At 72.9% G+C, this 15,473-nt stretch carries 14 protein-coding genes and 1 pseudogene; 5 read left to right on the top strand and 10 right to left on the bottom strand.

Translation table 11 applies throughout. The annotated features are described in order from the left end of the window. Nucleotides 1-322: 322 nt before the first annotated feature. A pseudogene (locus tag ACZ3YL_RS31680) lies at nucleotides 323-1,345 on the bottom strand (MFS transporter); the annotation flags it as partial. Between the two features lie 183 nt (nucleotides 1,346-1,528). On the opposite strand from ACZ3YL_RS31680, the gene ACZ3YL_RS31675 reads away from it, so the two are divergent. Next, nucleotides 1,529-3,052, top strand: coding sequence for an MFS transporter (locus tag ACZ3YL_RS31675; protein WP_223243648.1), 1,524 nt, complete (start codon nucleotides 1,529-1,531; stop codon nucleotides 3,050-3,052). A gap of 13 nt (nucleotides 3,053-3,065) precedes the next feature. Here ACZ3YL_RS31675 and ACZ3YL_RS31670 read toward each other — a convergent pair whose 3' ends face one another. Then, nucleotides 3,066-3,908, bottom strand: a complete 843-nt coding sequence (locus tag ACZ3YL_RS31670) for an ABC transporter permease subunit (protein WP_188310048.1) — start codon at nucleotides 3,906-3,908, stop codon at nucleotides 3,066-3,068. After that, nucleotides 3,905-4,828 carry an ABC transporter ATP-binding protein gene (locus ACZ3YL_RS31665; RefSeq protein ID WP_188310049.1) on the bottom strand — a complete coding sequence of 308 codons (924 nt, stop codon included), beginning with the start codon at nucleotides 4,826-4,828 and terminating at the stop codon, nucleotides 3,905-3,907. The genes ACZ3YL_RS31670 and ACZ3YL_RS31665 overlap by 4 nt, the downstream gene beginning before the upstream one ends. Nucleotides 4,829-4,954: 126 nt before the next feature. On the opposite strand from ACZ3YL_RS31665, the gene ACZ3YL_RS31660 reads away from it, so the two are divergent. Together ACZ3YL_RS31660 and ACZ3YL_RS31655 are read left to right on the top strand one after the other, a co-directional pair. Next, nucleotides 4,955-6,148, top strand: a complete 1,194-nt coding sequence (locus ACZ3YL_RS31660) for a sensor histidine kinase (protein WP_188310050.1) — start codon at nucleotides 4,955-4,957, stop codon at nucleotides 6,146-6,148. Nucleotides 6,149-6,198: 50 nt separating this feature from the next. Next, nucleotides 6,199-6,834, top strand: coding sequence for a response regulator (locus tag ACZ3YL_RS31655; RefSeq protein WP_411293107.1), 636 nt, complete (start codon nucleotides 6,199-6,201; stop codon nucleotides 6,832-6,834). Nucleotides 6,835-7,018: 184 nt separating this feature from the next. Here the strand turns inward: ACZ3YL_RS31655 and ACZ3YL_RS31650 are convergent, their stop codons facing one another. The 5 genes from ACZ3YL_RS31650 to ACZ3YL_RS31630 all read right to left on the bottom strand — a co-directional run bounded on the left by ACZ3YL_RS31650 (nucleotide 7,019) and on the right by ACZ3YL_RS31630 (nucleotide 10,628). Then, a complete protein-coding gene (locus tag ACZ3YL_RS31650) occupies nucleotides 7,019-7,831 on the bottom strand; it encodes an SAM-dependent methyltransferase (protein ID WP_188310051.1) in 813 nt (270 codons plus the stop codon). Between the two features lie 102 nt (nucleotides 7,832-7,933). Continuing rightward, complete coding sequence (locus ACZ3YL_RS31645) at nucleotides 7,934-8,671, bottom strand: hypothetical protein (RefSeq protein WP_188310052.1); 738 nt, start codon at nucleotides 8,669-8,671, stop codon at nucleotides 7,934-7,936. 188 nt (nucleotides 8,672-8,859) lie between these two features. Continuing rightward, nucleotides 8,860-9,870 carry a DUF1648 domain-containing protein gene (locus tag ACZ3YL_RS31640; RefSeq protein ID WP_465660646.1) on the bottom strand — a complete coding sequence of 337 codons (1,011 nt, stop codon included), beginning with the start codon at nucleotides 9,868-9,870 and terminating at the stop codon, nucleotides 8,860-8,862. Further along, complete coding sequence (locus ACZ3YL_RS31635) at nucleotides 9,867-10,214, bottom strand: GntR family transcriptional regulator (RefSeq protein ID WP_188310053.1); 348 nt, start codon at nucleotides 10,212-10,214, stop codon at nucleotides 9,867-9,869. The genes ACZ3YL_RS31640 and ACZ3YL_RS31635 overlap by 4 nt, the downstream gene beginning before the upstream one ends. Before the next feature lie 120 nt (nucleotides 10,215-10,334). Then, nucleotides 10,335-10,628: a hypothetical protein gene (locus ACZ3YL_RS31630; RefSeq protein ID WP_188310054.1), complete on the bottom strand. Its 294-nt coding sequence runs from the start codon at nucleotides 10,626-10,628 to the stop codon at nucleotides 10,335-10,337. A gap of 478 nt (nucleotides 10,629-11,106) precedes the next feature. On the opposite strand from ACZ3YL_RS31630, the gene ACZ3YL_RS31625 reads away from it, so the two are divergent. Together ACZ3YL_RS31625 and ACZ3YL_RS31620 are read left to right on the top strand one after the other, a co-directional pair. After that, the gene (locus tag ACZ3YL_RS31625) at nucleotides 11,107-11,661 is read left to right on the top strand and encodes a universal stress protein (protein WP_465660644.1); all 555 of its coding nucleotides are present in this window, start codon (nucleotides 11,107-11,109) and stop codon (nucleotides 11,659-11,661) included. 319 nt (nucleotides 11,662-11,980) lie between these two features. Next, on the top strand, nucleotides 11,981-12,583 hold the full coding sequence (locus ACZ3YL_RS31620) for a GNAT family N-acetyltransferase (protein ID WP_188308522.1): 603 nt from the start codon (nucleotides 11,981-11,983) through the stop codon (nucleotides 12,581-12,583). Between the two features lie 316 nt (nucleotides 12,584-12,899). Here the strand turns inward: ACZ3YL_RS31620 and ACZ3YL_RS31615 are convergent, their stop codons facing one another. Both ACZ3YL_RS31615 and ACZ3YL_RS31610 read right to left on the bottom strand, forming a co-directional pair. Then, nucleotides 12,900-13,316 carry a DUF3592 domain-containing protein gene (locus ACZ3YL_RS31615; protein WP_465660642.1) on the bottom strand — a complete coding sequence of 139 codons (417 nt, stop codon included), beginning with the start codon at nucleotides 13,314-13,316 and terminating at the stop codon, nucleotides 12,900-12,902. A gap of 440 nt (nucleotides 13,317-13,756) precedes the next feature. Beyond that, nucleotides 13,757-15,184: a serine/threonine-protein kinase gene (locus tag ACZ3YL_RS31610; RefSeq protein ID WP_465660640.1), complete on the bottom strand. Its 1,428-nt coding sequence runs from the start codon at nucleotides 15,182-15,184 to the stop codon at nucleotides 13,757-13,759. Nucleotides 15,185-15,473: the final 289 nt, after the last annotated feature.

Genomic DNA, 15,473 nt, shown 5'->3' with positions numbered 1-15,473 from the left:
CTCGGGTCGGCCCTTGGCACCGCGGGACAGGGGTACGACCACGGCCGTGAACGCCATGGCGCGAGCCGCGCGCGATCAGGTGCCGAGCCGGTCCAGGAGCACGTCCAGGCCGGAGGCGAACTCGAGTTCCGCGTCTGGTCGGTCAGCAGCGGGGCGACTTCGCGCAGCACGGGGTACTCGGCGGCCGGCAGGCGGTGCAGGCCGAGGCGGAGCAGGGGCTCGGGGTCGTCGGGGGCCGCACTCACCCTCACCACGCCGCGCACCGGCGACGTCCTCGCGGGGATCACCGCACCGGCCTCGGCGGCCGTCAACCCCGTGGCGGGCGAGGTCTCCCATCTCCAGCAGGTCTCTTGCCGCTGGCGATCGAGGCGATCAGCAGGCCGATCACCATCGGCAGCATCCGCACGCCGGAGACGGTCGCGGAGTCGCCGTCGACGTACTGGAGGAAGGTCGGCAGGAAGGTCAGCGCGCCGAGCATGGCGAAGCCGACGATGAAGCTGAGCACCGAGCAGACCGCGAACACCGGGTTGCGGAACAGCCGCATCGGCAGCATCGGTTCGACGGCCCGGGTCTCCGTCCAGCAGAACAGCCCGAGCGCCACCGCGCCGCCGACGAACAGGGCGATGATCACCCCGGAGCCCCAGGCGTACTGGTTGCCGCCCCAACTGGCGGCCAGGATCAGGGCGCTGGCGCCGACCGAGACCAGCGCGATGCCCAGGTAGTCGATCACCGGCCGCACCGCGGAGCGCACCGACGGGATGGTCCGGGCGGCCGCGATCACCACCACGACGGCGAGCGGGACGTTCACGTAGAACGCCCAGCGCCAGGACAGGTGGTCGGTGAACAGCCCGCCCAGCAGCGGCCCGATGACGGTGGCCAGGCCGAACACCGCGCCGATCGCGCCCTGGTACTTGCCGCGCTCGCGCAGCGGGATGACGTCCGCGATCAGCGCCATCGCGGTGACCATCAGCCCGCCCGCGCCGATGCCCTGCACCGCCCGCCAGGCGATCAGCAGCGTCATGTTGGTGGACAGGCCGCACAGGAACGAGCCGCCGACGAAGACGATCGCCGAGACCTGGAAGATCAGCTTGCGCCCGTACAGGTCGCCGAACTTGCCGGCCAGGACGGTGGCCACCGTCTCGGCCAGCAGGTAGGACGTCACCACCCAGGACATGTGGGCGGCGCCGCCGAGGTCCGAGACGATGGTGGGCAGCGCGGTGCCGACGATGGTCTGGTCGAGGGCGGCCAGCAGCATGCCGAGCACGATGGTGGCGAAGACGACGTTCCGCTGCCGTAGATCGAGCACCGGTGGGGCGGAGGGCGGGGTCTCGGTGGCGACAGTCATGCGGCCAGCCTCGGGGGCGTGGGGGTCGGTCGCGATCCGGTTCGTCCGTTCGAGTGAGGCGGACGGGAGACGGGGCTCAGGTGGCGGCCCGCGACGGCCCGGGTGGCGGCGCCGTACGGCCCGGGTGAGGATGATCCGCAGCAGAGCCAGGACCAGGCCCCGGACACCGGGAAGAGGCTCCCCATGACCGCCCCACCCTCCCCCGACGCGGCGAACCCGCACCCGAACCCGAACCCCCACCCCAACCCGCGCCCGCAGCCGCCCGGTGCCTCCGCCGTCGGCGGGCGGGCCGAGGCACGGCGCTGGCGGGCGCTGACGGTCTGCCTGGTCGCCGGGTTCATGACCCTGCTGGACGTCAGCATCGTGAACGTCGCCCTGCCGACCGTCCGGGTCGGGCTGCACATGTCGGACAGCGGCCTGCAATGGGTGCTCAGCGGCTACGCGCTCGCCTTCGGCCTGGTGCTCGTGCCCGCCGGGCGGCTCGGCGACGCCCGTAGCCGGCGGGCCGTCTTCCTCGCCGGGCTCGCCCTGTTCACCGCCGCCAGCGCACTGGCCGGGGCGGCCCAGGACCAGGAGTGGCTGGTGCTGGCCCGGCTGTTCCAGGGCGCGGCCGGCGGGGTGCTGGTGCCCCAGGTGTCCGGCTTCATCCAGACCCTGTTCCAGGGCGCCGAACGCGGCCGGGCCTTCGGCGCGCTCGGCGCGACCATCGGGCTGTCCACCGCCGTCGGGCCGCTGCTGGGCGGTCTGCTGATCCACCTGTTCGGCCCGCAGGACGGCTGGCGCTGGGTGTTCCTGGTCAACCTGCCGATCGGCGTGGCCGCCCTGCCGATCGCCTACCGGCTGCTCCCGCCGCCGCGCCCGGCCGCCGAGCGGACCGGGCACCGGGACTTCGACCCGCTCGGGGTACTGCTGCTCGGTGCGGGGACGGTCGCCCTGCTGCTGCCGTTCGTCCAGGGGCAGCAGTGGCACGACTCGGCCCGCTGGCTGCTGCTGCCGGTGGCGGCGGTACTGCTGGCCGCCTTCGTCGGCTGGGAGCGGCACTACGCGCGCCGGCACGAACCGCTGGTCAGCATGGCGCTGTTCGCGGTGCGGCCGTACGCGGCGGGGGTGCTGCTGTCGCTGGTGTACTTCGCCGGGTTCACCGCGATCTTCTTCATCTTCACGCTCTACCTGCAGGCGGGCCTGCACTACTCGGCGCTGACGGCGGGACTGGCGATCACCCCCTTCGCGGTGGGCTCGGGTGTGGCGGCCGCGGTGGGCGGGCGGCTGGTGAGCCGGCTGGGCCGGCGGCTGGTGGTGCTGGGGCTGCTGCTGGTGCTGCTGGGCCTGCTGGCCTCGGCGCTGGCGGTGCAGCTGTGGTCGGGGCCCTCGGTGGGCTGGACGACGCTCGTTCCGCTGCTGGTCGCCGGGGCGGGCAGCGGCCTGGTGATCTCCCCGAACCAGACGCTGACCCTCCAGCACGTGCCGCTCGCCCGGGCGGGCAGTGCCGGCGGCGTCCTGCAGACCGCCCAGCGGGTCGGCTCGGCGGTCGGCATCGCGGTCGTCGGCTCGGTGTTCTTCGCCCACGTGGCCGGTCCCCGCCCCGACTGGGCCATGGCCTTCGAGCTGAGCGTCGCCGTCGCGGCGGGGCTGGTGCTGGCGGCCCTGCTGGTGGCGCTCGCCGACGAGTGGGCCGGCCGGCGCGAGAAGCCGGCCCAAGTGTCGTGAAGCAAGGGCGGGTTCAGTGGTCGCGGCGCTGGATCACCACCGTCGCGAGGACCACCGAGGCGAGCGCCCACACCGCGTAGGTGACCCATGAGCCGGCGACGGTGGCCGGGTAGTCGGTGGGGCGCATCCCGGCCAGGGTGGTGCGGGCCAGGCGCTGCCAGGCGGGGAAGGGCAGGGCGTGCAGGAGGTCGGCGCTCCAGCGGTAGCGTTCGGTGACGAAGGACGGCAGGAAGAACAGGACCACCACGGTGCCCACCACCGCGCCCGCGCTGTGCCGCAGCAGGGTGCCCAGGCAGAGCCCGACCAGTCCGCAGACCGGGGCGAACAGGGCGGCCGCCGCCACGTACCGCAGCGCCGTCGGGTCGCCGATGGACTGTCCGATGCCCCGATCGGCCAGCATCGCCTGGGTGAGGGCGAAGGAGACGCCCACGCTGACGGCGCCGAAGCCGAGCAGCACCGCGGTGAGTACGCCCGCCTTGGCGAGCAGCACGGCCCGGCGGTCGGGGACGGCTGCCAGAGTGGTGCGGATCAGGCCGGTCGCGTACTCGCCGGTGATGACGATCGCGCCGAGGCCGCCGCCGAGCAGCATCAGGATGTCGGCGGAGGCGGTGTCGAAGGACGCGTTCAGGGCGACCTGCTTCATCACCACCGGGTCGCCGTCGCCGGGCAGGTAGTGGTCGTGGAGGTACTGGGCGGACTTGAGGTTGGCGGCGATGACGACCAGCGCGCCGAGGCCGAGCACCCAGGGGATGGAGCGCAGCGACCAGAACTTGAGCCACTCGGCGGCGAGCAGGTCGCCGAAGCGGGGCCGGCGAAGGGGAGTTGAGGTGGTGGCGGTGGCGGTGAGGGTGCTCATCGGGGTTCTCCGGCGAGGTATTCGACGCTGTCGGCGGTCAGTTGCATGAAGGCCTCCTCCAGGGAGGCGCCTCGCTCGGTCAGGGAGTACAGCAACAGGCCCTGTTCCAGGGCGAGTTCGCCGATCCGCGTGGCGTCCAGACCGGTCACGTCGAGGCTGCCGTCCGGTCCGGGGCGGACGGTGGCGCCGGCGGCGCGCAGGACGGCGGTCAGCCGCTCGGGTTCGGTGCTGCGGACGGTGACGGCGGCCCGTCCGATGCCCCGGCCGGCCCGGGCGGCGAACTCGGTGAGGCTCTCGTCGGCGATCAGCCGGCCGCGGCCGACCACCACCAGCCGGTCGGCGGTGTGCTCCATCTCGGCCATCATGTGGCTGGAGACGAAGACCGTCCGGCCTTCCGCGGCGAGCCGGCGGAACAGTCCGCGGACCCAGAGCACGCCCTCCGGGTCCAGTCCGTTCAGCGGCTCGTCGAAGAGCAGCACGGGCGGGTCGCCGAGGAGGGCGCCGGCGATGCCCAGGCGCTGCTTCATGCCCAGCGAGTAGCCGCCGATCCGCCGGCCGGCGGCGTCGGCGAGGCCGACCTCGGCGAGCACCTCGTCCACCCGTCCGCGCGGGATCGCGTTGCTGAGGGCCAGGGCCCGCAGGTGGGCCGCCCCGGTGCGCCCGCCGTGCACGTCGCCCGCGTCGAGCAGCGCGCCGACCTCGCGCAGGCCGCGCGGCAGGCCGCGGAAGGCCCGGCCGCCGACGGTGGCGCTGCCGGAGGTGGGGTCGTCGAGGCCGAGGATCAGCCGCAGGGTGGTGGACTTGCCGGCGCCGTTGGGGCCGAGGAAGCCGGTGACGTGGCCGGGGCGGACGGTGAAGGTCAACGTGTCGACGGCCGTGCGGCGGCCGTAGCGCTTGGTCAGTTCGATGACTTCGATCATGGGCACCACGGTGCCGGGGAAGCCCCCGCCGCCACATCGGACCGGTGTCGACACCGCAGGTCGGCCCCGGTCGTACAACCAGGGTTGGATGACGGTGCCCCGCCCCCGTCGTTACGATCTTGAACCATGTCCGCGATACCGACGCCCCCGCTGTTCCGGCGCGTCCCGCCCGAGGCCTGGGTCGCCCTCGCCTGGTGCGTGGCCGTCGGCTATCCCGCGCTCCTGCTCCGCGGCTCCCTGCCGGAGCACCGCGGCGCCGCCGTGCACGGCGGACTGCCGTTCACCCTGGCCGACACGGCGGTGGCCTTCCTCGGCGCCGCGCTGCTGCGCCGGCTGCCGGTGCTCTCGGTCGCCCTGCTGTTGATCGCCACCTGGACCGAGACCGACGGCTGGGCCGCCGGCGTCCAGGTGCCACCCGCCGCGCTGCTCGCGGTCTACGTCGCGCTCTGCCTGATCACCGCCACCTGCCCGCGCCGCGGTTCCCGCGCAGCCTTCGCCCTGGTCATGGTGTTCCTGGTGCTGCACGTCGGCCTGGTCCACGGCAACACCGTCGGCATCTTCACCGGCACCCACATCGGCTCGGCCGACGGCGCCGCGCTGCTCGCCCTGGTCGCCTGGCTGGCCGGGCGCTCGGTGCGGCAGAACCGGGAGCACGCCGAGGCGTTGAGCAGCCGGGCCGCCGCCGAGGCGGTCACCGCCGAGCGGCTGCGGATCGCCCGGGAGATGCACGACACCGTCGCGCACAGCATCGGCATCGTCGCCCTGCAGGCCGGCGCCGCCCGGCGGGTGATCGACCGCCGGCCCGAGCGGGCCAAGCAGGCGCTGGGCGAGATCGAGGCCGCCGGCCGGGAGACCCTGGCCGGGCTGCGCCGGATGCTGGTCGCGCTGCGCCAGGCCGACGGTGAGGCGTCGACGAGCGCCCCGGCGGGCCTGGCCGACCTCGACCGGCTGGCCGAGGCCACCACCGCGGCGGGCGTACGGGTCGAGCTGCGGTGTACGGGTGAACCGGGGCCGCTGCCACCGGAGATCGACCTCTCGGCGTTCCGGATCATCCAGGAGTCGGTGACCAACGTGGTCCGGCACGCGCAGGTCCGGGACTGCCTGGTGACCGTCGACCGGGCGGCGGGGGAGCTCTCCGTGGAGATCACCGACCGGGGCCGGGGCCACGGCACCGCGCCCGGCAGCGGCTTCGGCCTGGCCGGGCTGCGCGAGCGGGTCGCCCTGCTGCACGGCGAGTTCGAGGCCGGGCCGCGCCCGGACGGCGGCTTCCGGGTCGCCGCCCGGCTGCCGGTCCCCGCTCCCGCGGAGGTGGCGGCGTGATCCGGGTGGTGCTGGCCGACGACCAGCCGCTGGTGCGGGCCGCGTTGGAGATGGTGATCGCCGAGACGGCGGACGTCGAGGTGGTCGGGGAGGCGGGCGACGGCGCCGAGGCCGTCCGGCTGGCCGCCGAACTGCGGCCGGACGTCGTGGTGATGGACATCCGGATGCGCCCCCAGTCCGGCGGCCGGGAGGGGCCCCCGGTCCCCGACGGCATCGAGGCGACCCGGCAGGTGACCGCGGCTGGCGGACCGACCAGGGTGGTGGTGCTCACCACCTTTGACGAGGACGAGCACGTGTACGCGGCGCTGCGCGCCGGGGCGTCCGGCTTCCTGGTCAAGGACATGGCGCTGGACGACATCCTCGCCGCGGTGCGGGTGGTCGCCGCGGGGGAGGCCCTGATCGCGCCGAGCGTCACCCGGCGGCTGATCGGCGCTTTCGCGGCGCAGCGGCCGAGGAATCCGGTACCGGTGTCCCACCGGCTGGACGTGATCACCGAGCGGGAGCGGGAGATCCTCACCCTGGTCGGCCGGGGCCTGTCCAACCCCGAGATCGCCGCCGAACTGGTGCTCAGCATCGCCACCGTGAAGACCTACATGACCCGGCTGCTCGCAAAGCTGGACGCCCGGGACCGGGTCCACCTGGTCATCCTGGCCTACGAGGCGGGCCTGGTCTCCGTCTCCGGTTGACCGCGGCCCGTCCGCGTACGGGCCGCGGTCAGCGCTGTCTCAGGCCGAGCGAGACGACGGTGAGCCGGCGCAACTCCTCGGGGACGCCCGGGTGCCGGCCCCCGGTGCCCGCGGCGCGAAGGCGGCGGGTCCGAGGGCGGCGCCGTGGGGTCGGGCGGATGTCTTCGTCCGTATTGGTGGGCGCTCAGTTCTTGACGGCCACGCCCGCGTACATCGCGATGTCCCGGTCGCGGATCGCCGGGGCGTCGGCGTCCGGCCGCCAGTGGTGCACCAGGGTGACGCCCGGGTCGAGCAGCCGGTAGCCGGTGAAGAAGGCCTCGGTCTCGGCCTTGTCGCGGATCTGCAGCGGGATGCCGCGGGCGTTGTACTCCCGGCCGACGCCGCCCACCCCGACCGGGTCGGTGTCCCCGGTGAAGACGGTGAGGGCGAGGAAGCTGCCGGGTGCCAGGGCGTCCATGAAGCGGCGCACGATGCCCTGGGGGTCGTCCTCGTCCAGCACGAAGTGGACGATGGCGATCAGCGAGAGCGCCACCGGCTGCGAGAGGTCGAGCACCTCGCGCAGCCGGGGGTCGCCGATGATCGACTCCGGGTTGCGGAAGTCGGCGTCCACGTAACAGGTGCGGCCCTCGGGCGTGCTGGACATCAGGGCCCGCGCGTGGGTCAGCACGATCGGGTCGTTGTCCACGTACCCGACCCGGGCCTCGGGGGCGATCGCCTGGGCGATCTCGTGCACATTGGGTGAGGTGGGGATGCCGGTGCCGATGTCCAGGAACTGCCGCACCCCGTACCGCTCGGTGAGGTGGCGCACCGAGCGCTGCATGAAGTCGCGGGTGGTGCGCATCGAGACCGGCAGCGCGGGCCAGGCCTGCACCGAGGCGTGCGCGGCGGCCCGGTCCGCTTCGAAGTTGGTCTTGCCGCCGATGAGGTAGTCGTAGACCCGGGCGGAGTGCGGCACGTCCATCCGCAGGTCGACCGACGGGTAGTCCTGGTACGTCATGCTCGCGCTCCCCGTTGCTGCCGGCATCCGTCACCGGTCGTCACGGCGCCCGGCCCTGGTGCGCATGGTAACGGTTCGCCAGTGTGACGAGATGACGAATGCTCAGGTTTGGGGCGCCTCCGGACCCCGCACCTCCAGCCCCACCGTCTGACGGGGCAGCCGCCCGGACCCGGCCCGCCCGGCCGCCAGCTCCACCGCCGCACCGATCCACGCCGCACCGAACGCCCAGGTCGCCACCCACTCGCACAGGTACACCGGCCGCACCGTCCAGTCCGCCCCGAACCCGGACAGCCCGGTGACCACCGCCGCCAGCAGCGCGACCACGATCAGCACCCCCGCCGCCAGGTACGCCGTGCCCACCCGGACCGGTTGCGCCGACCGCGGATTGCGGAAGGAGTACAGGCAGAACAGCGCCAGCATCACGAACAGCAGCCCGGCGAACACCAGATGGAACACCCCGACCGTGCGCTGCAGCCCGCTCGGATCCGAGGGCGTCGTCGGACACAGCGCCACCCCCAGCGCGAACACCCCGGCCGCCGTGCTCCACCGGTCGTCCCGCCGGTCGAACCGGTAGCAGATCAGGAACACCCCGAGCGCGCACAGCGCCCCGACGAACACGTTCCGCGTCCCCGAGTAGTACGCGGCGCTCATCGACGCGGGCCAGTACCCTTCCGCGGCCCGCCCGGTCACCTCGTCCGCCAGCCAGTTGCCCACGGGGAGCGCCGGCGGCAGCAGCACCCCGATCGCCCCGACGCCGAACCGCAGGAAGGTGATGGTCCGTCCGTCCTGGACGGTCTGCTGTGAATCGATGGTCCTCTGAACGCTCCGGTCGTCGGTCACGGACGCCTCCTCGCTGCTCCGCGCGATGGTTGACCGCCAACTGGTGTACCCGCAAAGGAGATCGCCCCACCACCGAACCGGGTGGTTTGGCGGACCGAGGGCCCGTCGGCATCCCGGCGCGCCGGCGTCGCCGCACGCGGAGCGGCCCGCCACCGGAGGACTGCTCACGGATGGCGGTCCGGGCGGGGTCAGCGGGTCGGCGCGCCGACCCGTTCGACGAGGGCGTTGAGCAGGGCCGCGCCGCGCTCCGCGTCGTCGACGCTGATCACGAAGTCCGTGCCGCGCACGGTGTGGACCACCAGGCAGGCGCCGGAGCGCAGGAAGACGCCGGTGCCCTTGCGGAAGGCCCGGAAGCCCCAGCCGCCGGCCTGACGGGCGGTGAGGTTCTCGACCCGGGCATGGGCGATCTCCTCGGGGGCGAGGTGCCGGGTCGGCAGGCCGAACGGGCCGAAGCCGACGTGCAGGCCGTCGCCGGTCACCCGGACCCGCACCGAGGAGCAGAACAGGACGGTGACGGAGCCGGCGCCGAAGAGGACGACCGACACCCAGTCCACGGACTCGGTGCGCCCGCTCGCGGCGAGCAGGACGCCCGGCACCGAGATCAGCCCCAGCACGGCGGCGAGCACCTGCAGCCAGTGGTTGGAGGCCTCGGAGAGCCAGACCAGCCGCTCACCCGGCTTCGCGGCCAGCACCGGCGCCCCGGGGCGGGCGGGTGCGGTCTCGGTGGCGGCCCGTCGGGTCGCCAGCCAGGCCAGGGCGCCCGCCAGGCCGGCCGCCGCGATGATCAGGACCACCTCGACGCCCATCGGCGCGGCGTCCTGCCAGCGGGTGCGGTCCAGGTTGGCGCGCACGATGGAGGCCTGCGCGCCGGCCAGCAGTACCCCGGTGGTGGCCAGGACCGGCCCGGCGATGCCACGGCTCCGGTCGGGCCCGACCCGCAGGGCGACGGCGAGACCGATCGCGACCAGCAGCCAGACCCCGGCCGGGAAGAGCGCCGCCACCGTCAGCGGCATCGAACCGTCCGGCCGGCTCCCGCTCCAGTGGGTCGCCACCTGGTCCGGCAGCCGGTCCCGCGCGGTCAGCGGCAGAGCGACCAGCAGTGCCGCCACGCCGAGGATCCAGACCACGGCTCCCCACACGGCCGCCCGGCGCACCGGCCGGTCTGAGACGGGCTCTCCGCCGGCTTCTTCGTTCTTCACGACATCCCCCTGATCAGATCCACGAGATCGTTCCTGCTGTAGCCGACCCTGGCCGCGTCGGTGACCAACTGCCGTACCCGGTCCACTAGTTCGGCGCGGGTGTCGGCGTGGTCGGCGACCGTGATGCCACGCCCCCGGCGGAACTCCAGCACCCCCTCGTCGCGCAGGGCGCGCAGCCCGCGCAGGACGGTGTTGGTGTTCACGCCGAGGGCCCGGGAGAGTTCCCGGGCGGGCGGCAGTTTGTCGCCGGGGGCGCATTCGCCCTCCGCGACGGCCCGTCGGATCGCGCCCGCCACCTGCTCGTGCAGGGGGCGGGCGTCGCCAAGGTCCAGCTTCAGCAACATGATGCTAATGACGATAGCACCATCCGGATGTGATGCCAGTGCCGCTCGGGTGCCCGGGGGTGGCGCCGGGTGCCGGGGGCCGGGGGGTGGCGCCGGGGGTCGGGGGGCGGCCCTGCCGGGTCAGGGGATGAAGAGGCTCTGTGCCTCGGTGACGCGGCTGTCGTCGCCGGCGGGGATGACGTCGAGGACCTCCCCGGTGCAGTCCGCGCCGGAGTGGATCTCCGCCCCCTGGTCGGTGAGGTTGTCGACGACGCTGGCGTTCTCGTCCAGGGCATAGCACCCGGAGGGATCCGTATGGGTCGTGCCGTTGATGGCCAGGTCTCCGGTGGCGGCGGTGGCCGGAACGGTGGTCAGGGTCAGGGCGGCGGCGGTCATCAGTGGGACGCCGAGAGCGGCGCGGAGGGTGAGTTTCATTCCCCAGGCATAACCGTTCGGGGCCGGCGCCTCGCCGGGAGCGGGCGGGGTTACCACCGGAGGGCGGCGAGGTGGGCCGAATGCCCGTGACCGGTCGAGGCCGCCGCCTCCATTCGGGGCGGCAGCCGCTCGCGCCGGAACTCCGGCCCCGGCAGGTCGAGTTCGGCGCCGTCCCGGGCCGGCGTTCCCGGTGCACGCCGCCCAGGCGCCCGGGGGCGGCCACTGCCCGGCTCCCCGGCCAGGGGACGTTCGGTGTCGAACGGCCCGTGGGCACGCCCGTCCCGGGCGCGTGCCGGCCACCCGCCCGGACGTGACCTCCGCCCGCTGGCTGAGCCGAACGGGTGAAGGGGCGATCCGTGTATGGAGTGCGTACGGAACGCCCTCCGGGGCGTCAGGAAGGCGTCAAGGCGGCCGGCCCGGCGGCCGGGCGGCGGTTGGGTGGAGACCGACGGAAGACCGCACCACACGAGGACGGATCATGCACGGCAACGGGCAGCACCAGGACGGCACGGCACCCAGGGTGGTGGTCGGGGTCAGCGGGTCGCTGGGGAGCCTGGCGGCGCTGCACCGCGGCGTCGCCGAGGCCCGCGACCGCGGCGCCGAGCTCTGGCCGGTGCTCGCCTGGGAGCCGCCGGGCGGCGAACACGGCTACCGCCGCTCGCCCTGCCCGCCGCTGCTCGGCGCCGTCCGGGAGGCCGCCGAACGGCGCCTGGACGAGGCCCTCGAAGCGGCCTTCGGCGAAGCCGGCCCCGGCGTCCCGATGCAGCCCGTGGTGATCCGCGGCGAGACCGGGCCGGCCCTGGTCCACCTCGCCGACCGGCCGGACGACCTGCTGGTCCTCGGACGCAGCGGCGGCCCGCTGCGCCGCCGACTGCGCCGCCCGGTCTCCGGGTACTGCGCCCGCCGGGCCGGCTGCCCCGTCCTGACCGTCCCGGTGCCCGAACTGCTGCACGACCTGGAGGCGCTGCACCGCCGCGCCCGCTGGCACCTGCCCGTCGGCCCCGCGCCGGAACTCCTCGCGGCCAAGGCCTGAACCCGGCGCCCGAGGGCGCCGCCACCGCGGTCCCGCCGTACGGCCGGACCGCCCATGGACGGCCCGCCCCCACCCTGGGGCGGGCCGCGCCGAACCGCCGGGCCCCGGCCGGAACTCCGGAGCCCGCGGCACCCGGTGGAGGACAGGTGGGAGCGGGGCGCCCCGGCGCCCCGCGGTGGAGTGGCCGCCGTTCGGACAGCGGGCCGCCGCCCGCAGCGGCCGCTCCACCGCCCCCTGCCGAACGGTCAGCAGCGGCCGGAACAAGCCGAGTTGGTCGGCCGACCCGGGCGGCGGGGATAAGGGCACGCAGAATGTCCGTATGCGGATCACGAATGCGGACACGCCCAGGGCGGCGACGGGTGACGATGTCGGGGCGATAGCCGGGGTGTTCGCCCGGGCCTTCGGCGACGACCCGATGATGTGCTGGTTCTTCCCCGACGACGCCACCCGCCCGGCCGCGCTGGACGGCTACTTCAGCACCCTGCTCACCCGGCAGTACCTGCCGCACGGGGTGTGCGAGCGCACCGAGCACGCGGCCGCCCTCTGGGTGGGGCCGGAGGCGCAGGAGAAGGCCGTGCCGGACGAGGGGACGATCCGGGAGCTGAGCGGGCTGCTCGGGGACCGGACCGGGTGGTTCCGGCACTGCGCCGAGGCCGCCGCCGCCAACGCGCCGCAGGAGGCGCACTGGTACCTCGCGGTGATCGGCGCGGACCCGGCCGCCCAGGGCCGGGGGCAGGGCGCCGCCCTGCTGCGCTCGGGACTGGCCAGGGCGGACGCGGCCGGGCTGCCGGTGTACCTGGAGTCCTCGAAGCAGGAGAACCTCGGGCTGTACCGGCACTTCGGGTTCGAGGTGGAGGAGGAGGTGCGGCTGCCGGCGAACGGCCCGACCCTGTGGGCGATGCGGCGCGGGCCACGCAGCTGACTGTGTCAATCATCATTCACCGGTGGCGAGTCCGGCGGGTTCGACCGGTTCGGCAGGGGCGGCGATCACGTCGACCGGCGCCGCCCCGCCGCTGCGCTGCGAGACCTCGCACCGCTCATCACGCGGGAGAGCTGACCATGCATGTGTGCGAAGTGAAGAACGCCGAGCTGATCGAGAGCATCACCGAACAGGGCTCCCTGCTCGGCGGGGCCGATGCCTTCACCCTCAGCACGATGTCCGCGGGTGAGGTACCCGCCGAGATCGTGACCGACGACGTCCAGCCCGCCGAGATCCACGGCGCCGGGGAGTCCGCGGCTCAGAGGGCGACGGCGCCCAGCGTGATCGAGGCCAGCACCATCAGCAGCCCCAGTGCCACGAAGCCGTACTCCAGCCGCACCCGCTCCCGCCCGTCCACCAGCACCTGCCGGGGATCCGCCGGGTCGTAGCGCACGGGGACGTAGCCGCCGTCCGGCAGCGGATGGCGCGCGGTGGACGGGACGGGGGAGAACACCTCGACCACCCGGCCGTCCTCGGTCTCGAACTGCAGCAGCGGGCGCGGCGGCAGCGCACGGTCCTCCGGCGCCCGAACGCGGGCCCGCACCAGCGCCCGGACGGGCACCCCGACCCGGCGCAGCCTCCGCAGCTCGCGCAGCCCGACCACCCCGGCGAGGTAGGCGACCACACCGCCCAGCACACCGAACACCACCACGGCGAACCCGGCCGTCCCGCCCACCGCGCGCCTCCCAGCCCGAATACCAGCCCCGAGACTCCCCGAACTCCCAGTATCCCGCACGGTCGGCGGGGCAGCGGGGTGCGGGCGAGGAGTGGGGGTGTGGGCGGGGAGGCAGGCGCGGGGTATGGGCGGGGAGCGGAGGGGTGCGGGTGCGGAGGAGAGAGGCGGGTGTTGACGTTCATCCCGGCCGACACCCGGCCGCCGGACAACCAGAAGGCGATGAACTCACGGGCGGCCGAAACGCGATGTGCTCAGTCTGACCTCATGGCAGGGATCATCGTCCTCTTCGAGCGGGCCAGGCCCAGGCAGAGAACCCGGAGGGCGAGCCGGACGTGCCCCTGGTGATGTTGCCGGCCACTCTTTGACGGGAAGTGTCCTCAGCCATGCACTGCGGGCTGGGGGGCGATATACACCTCCCACATGGTGTCTTCTTGGGGCGCTTAGTCCCCCTTGTCTCCGCATGCGCGCAAAACCGCCGCCCTTGCTCGACTCGCCTGACCATCCCCAGCGTCTTGGGCAGACCAATTTCTCAACAGACTGTCTAGATATTCATCAAGGTTGGAGTTTATGTCGTGGTCAAGCCCTGGGAGATCCAGGGCGTCTCTCGTCTGGTTGATGAGCTGTTGTCGATTTTGATATGTGGTGTAGCCATTCGGCTCATACTTGGCAAGTGCGCTCTTCATCCAGCCGCAGGCCGAATTATTCGTCACTTTTGAAAGGCCCCACGAGAACCCTCCGAACAGAACTATGAATCCTAGCCCTGCGGCCACTATCTTTAGAACCTCCTTCTCCGGAAGACCGCCCGATCGCCTGGTTGCAGTGCTTGCACCATCTTGGTCTTCGGATTTGCTCTGCTCATTTTCCGGTGTTCTCCGCGTGTTGACGGCGGGCACCGGCCTGACAGGTGATGGTCTATTGAGCAGCAATCTCTCAACCTGTTGCTGCCGATCAAGCTCTATGGCTGCTCTCAAGAGGGCTTGGTGATCCTTCGTTGGCGGCAAGACGTTGTGCTCCGTCTGCGGTCCACCGGGGTTCTGCGGGCGAGTCGGTCCTGTCAGGAGGACCGAGGCTGTTGAAATGCCGAGCCGGTTTTCGGGCTTCTTCTCAAGCAGCAGACGGACGACCGTTTTAAGCGGGTCGCGGGCCTTCACGAGCGGTGGAGGCTCATCCATCAACACCGCGGACATGGATGCCATCGACGTCTCCCTCCTGAACGGGGAGATTCCCTCAATGGCTTGGAAGAGCGTGGCTCCGAGGGAGAAGAGGTCACTGACCGGCATGTCGGCCCGTCCCCGGATTCGCTCGGGCGCCATGTACTCCGGGGATCCGATGACGGTTCCCGACGCAGTCAGCACCGTGTCGTCCTTGTGACGGGCGATCCCGAAGTCGGTCAGAAGGATCCTTCCGTCGGAAGCCATCATGACGTTGGCCGGCTTGACGTCGCGGTGGAGGATACCGGCCCGGTGAGCGGCGTCGAGGGCCTCCAGGAGTGCCCTGGCAACCTTGAGTGCCAGGTCGCGAGGCAACGGGCCATGCTGCCTGACGTACTCGTCCAACGAGCAGCCGTTGACCAGTTGCATCACGATCCACGGGCGGCCGGCCTCCACGACGACTTCGTGAACGGTCACGATGTTGGGGTGATCGCGGAGCTTCGCGGCACTTCGTGCCTCACGCGCGGCGCGCTTGAGGCGCTCGTTGTACTCCTCCTCGAACTGCGCAGGCGGGAGCCAGATCTCCTTGATCGCTATGTCTACGTCAAGGTGCTCGTCGTGGGCCTTCCAAACCCGTCCGAAGCCGCCTGACCCCAGGCTGGAGACCAGCCGGTACTTCCCGCCGATGAGCTGGCCGGCGCTTGCCTCTTGAGCCATCGTCTCCCCCGGGGCCCTCGTGATGGCTAGCAGTCGACTACGAGCGTACGCAGTGTGTACATGACCGGACTAGACAACGACCGAACCCAGGGGAGATCACGGCCAGCAGGTACTGTCCGGCGAACGCCACGTCCAGCCCGGCCACCGCCAGCGGGTCGGCGAAGTAGTCGCCGAGCCGGTCCCGGGCGCCCTCCGTGCGGTGAGGTAGAGCCGGTTGAAGGCCGCCACCCCGTAGGCCGGGGGCTGGCCGGCCCCGATCTCCCGCAACCGGACGACCACGTCCACCGTT

The organism is Kitasatospora sp. NPDC023176 (assembly GCF_055560495.1).
Note: the sequence above shows the minus strand (reverse complement) of the source record. Positions and strands in the feature narration are given on the sequence as shown.

What these genes read in the sequence shown, in the direction of transcription:
- ACZ3YL_RS31675 (WP_223243648.1), top strand. Translation starts at nt 1,529, where the DNA reads ATGACCGCCCCACCCTCCCCCGACGCGGCGAACCCGCACCCGAACCCG.
- ACZ3YL_RS31670 (WP_188310048.1), bottom strand. Translation starts at nt 3,908, where the DNA reads ATGAGCACCCTCACCGCCACCGCCACCACCTCAACTCCCCTTCGCCGG.
- ACZ3YL_RS31665 (WP_188310049.1), bottom strand. Translation starts at nt 4,828, where the DNA reads ATGATCGAAGTCATCGAACTGACCAAGCGCTACGGCCGCCGCACGGCC.
- ACZ3YL_RS31660 (WP_188310050.1), top strand. Translation starts at nt 4,955, where the DNA reads ATGTCCGCGATACCGACGCCCCCGCTGTTCCGGCGCGTCCCGCCCGAG.
- ACZ3YL_RS31655 (WP_411293107.1), top strand. Translation starts at nt 6,199, where the DNA reads ATGGTGATCGCCGAGACGGCGGACGTCGAGGTGGTCGGGGAGGCGGGC.
- ACZ3YL_RS31650 (WP_188310051.1), bottom strand. Translation starts at nt 7,831, where the DNA reads ATGACGTACCAGGACTACCCGTCGGTCGACCTGCGGATGGACGTGCCG.
- ACZ3YL_RS31635 (WP_188310053.1), bottom strand. Translation starts at nt 10,214, where the DNA reads ATGTTGCTGAAGCTGGACCTTGGCGACGCCCGCCCCCTGCACGAGCAG.
- ACZ3YL_RS31630 (WP_188310054.1), bottom strand. Translation starts at nt 10,628, where the DNA reads ATGAAACTCACCCTCCGCGCCGCTCTCGGCGTCCCACTGATGACCGCC.
- ACZ3YL_RS31625 (WP_465660644.1), top strand. Translation starts at nt 11,107, where the DNA reads ATGCACGGCAACGGGCAGCACCAGGACGGCACGGCACCCAGGGTGGTG.
- ACZ3YL_RS31620 (WP_188308522.1), top strand. Translation starts at nt 11,981, where the DNA reads ATGCGGATCACGAATGCGGACACGCCCAGGGCGGCGACGGGTGACGAT.
- ACZ3YL_RS31610 (WP_465660640.1), bottom strand. Translation starts at nt 15,184, where the DNA reads ATGGCTCAAGAGGCAAGCGCCGGCCAGCTCATCGGCGGGAAGTACCGG.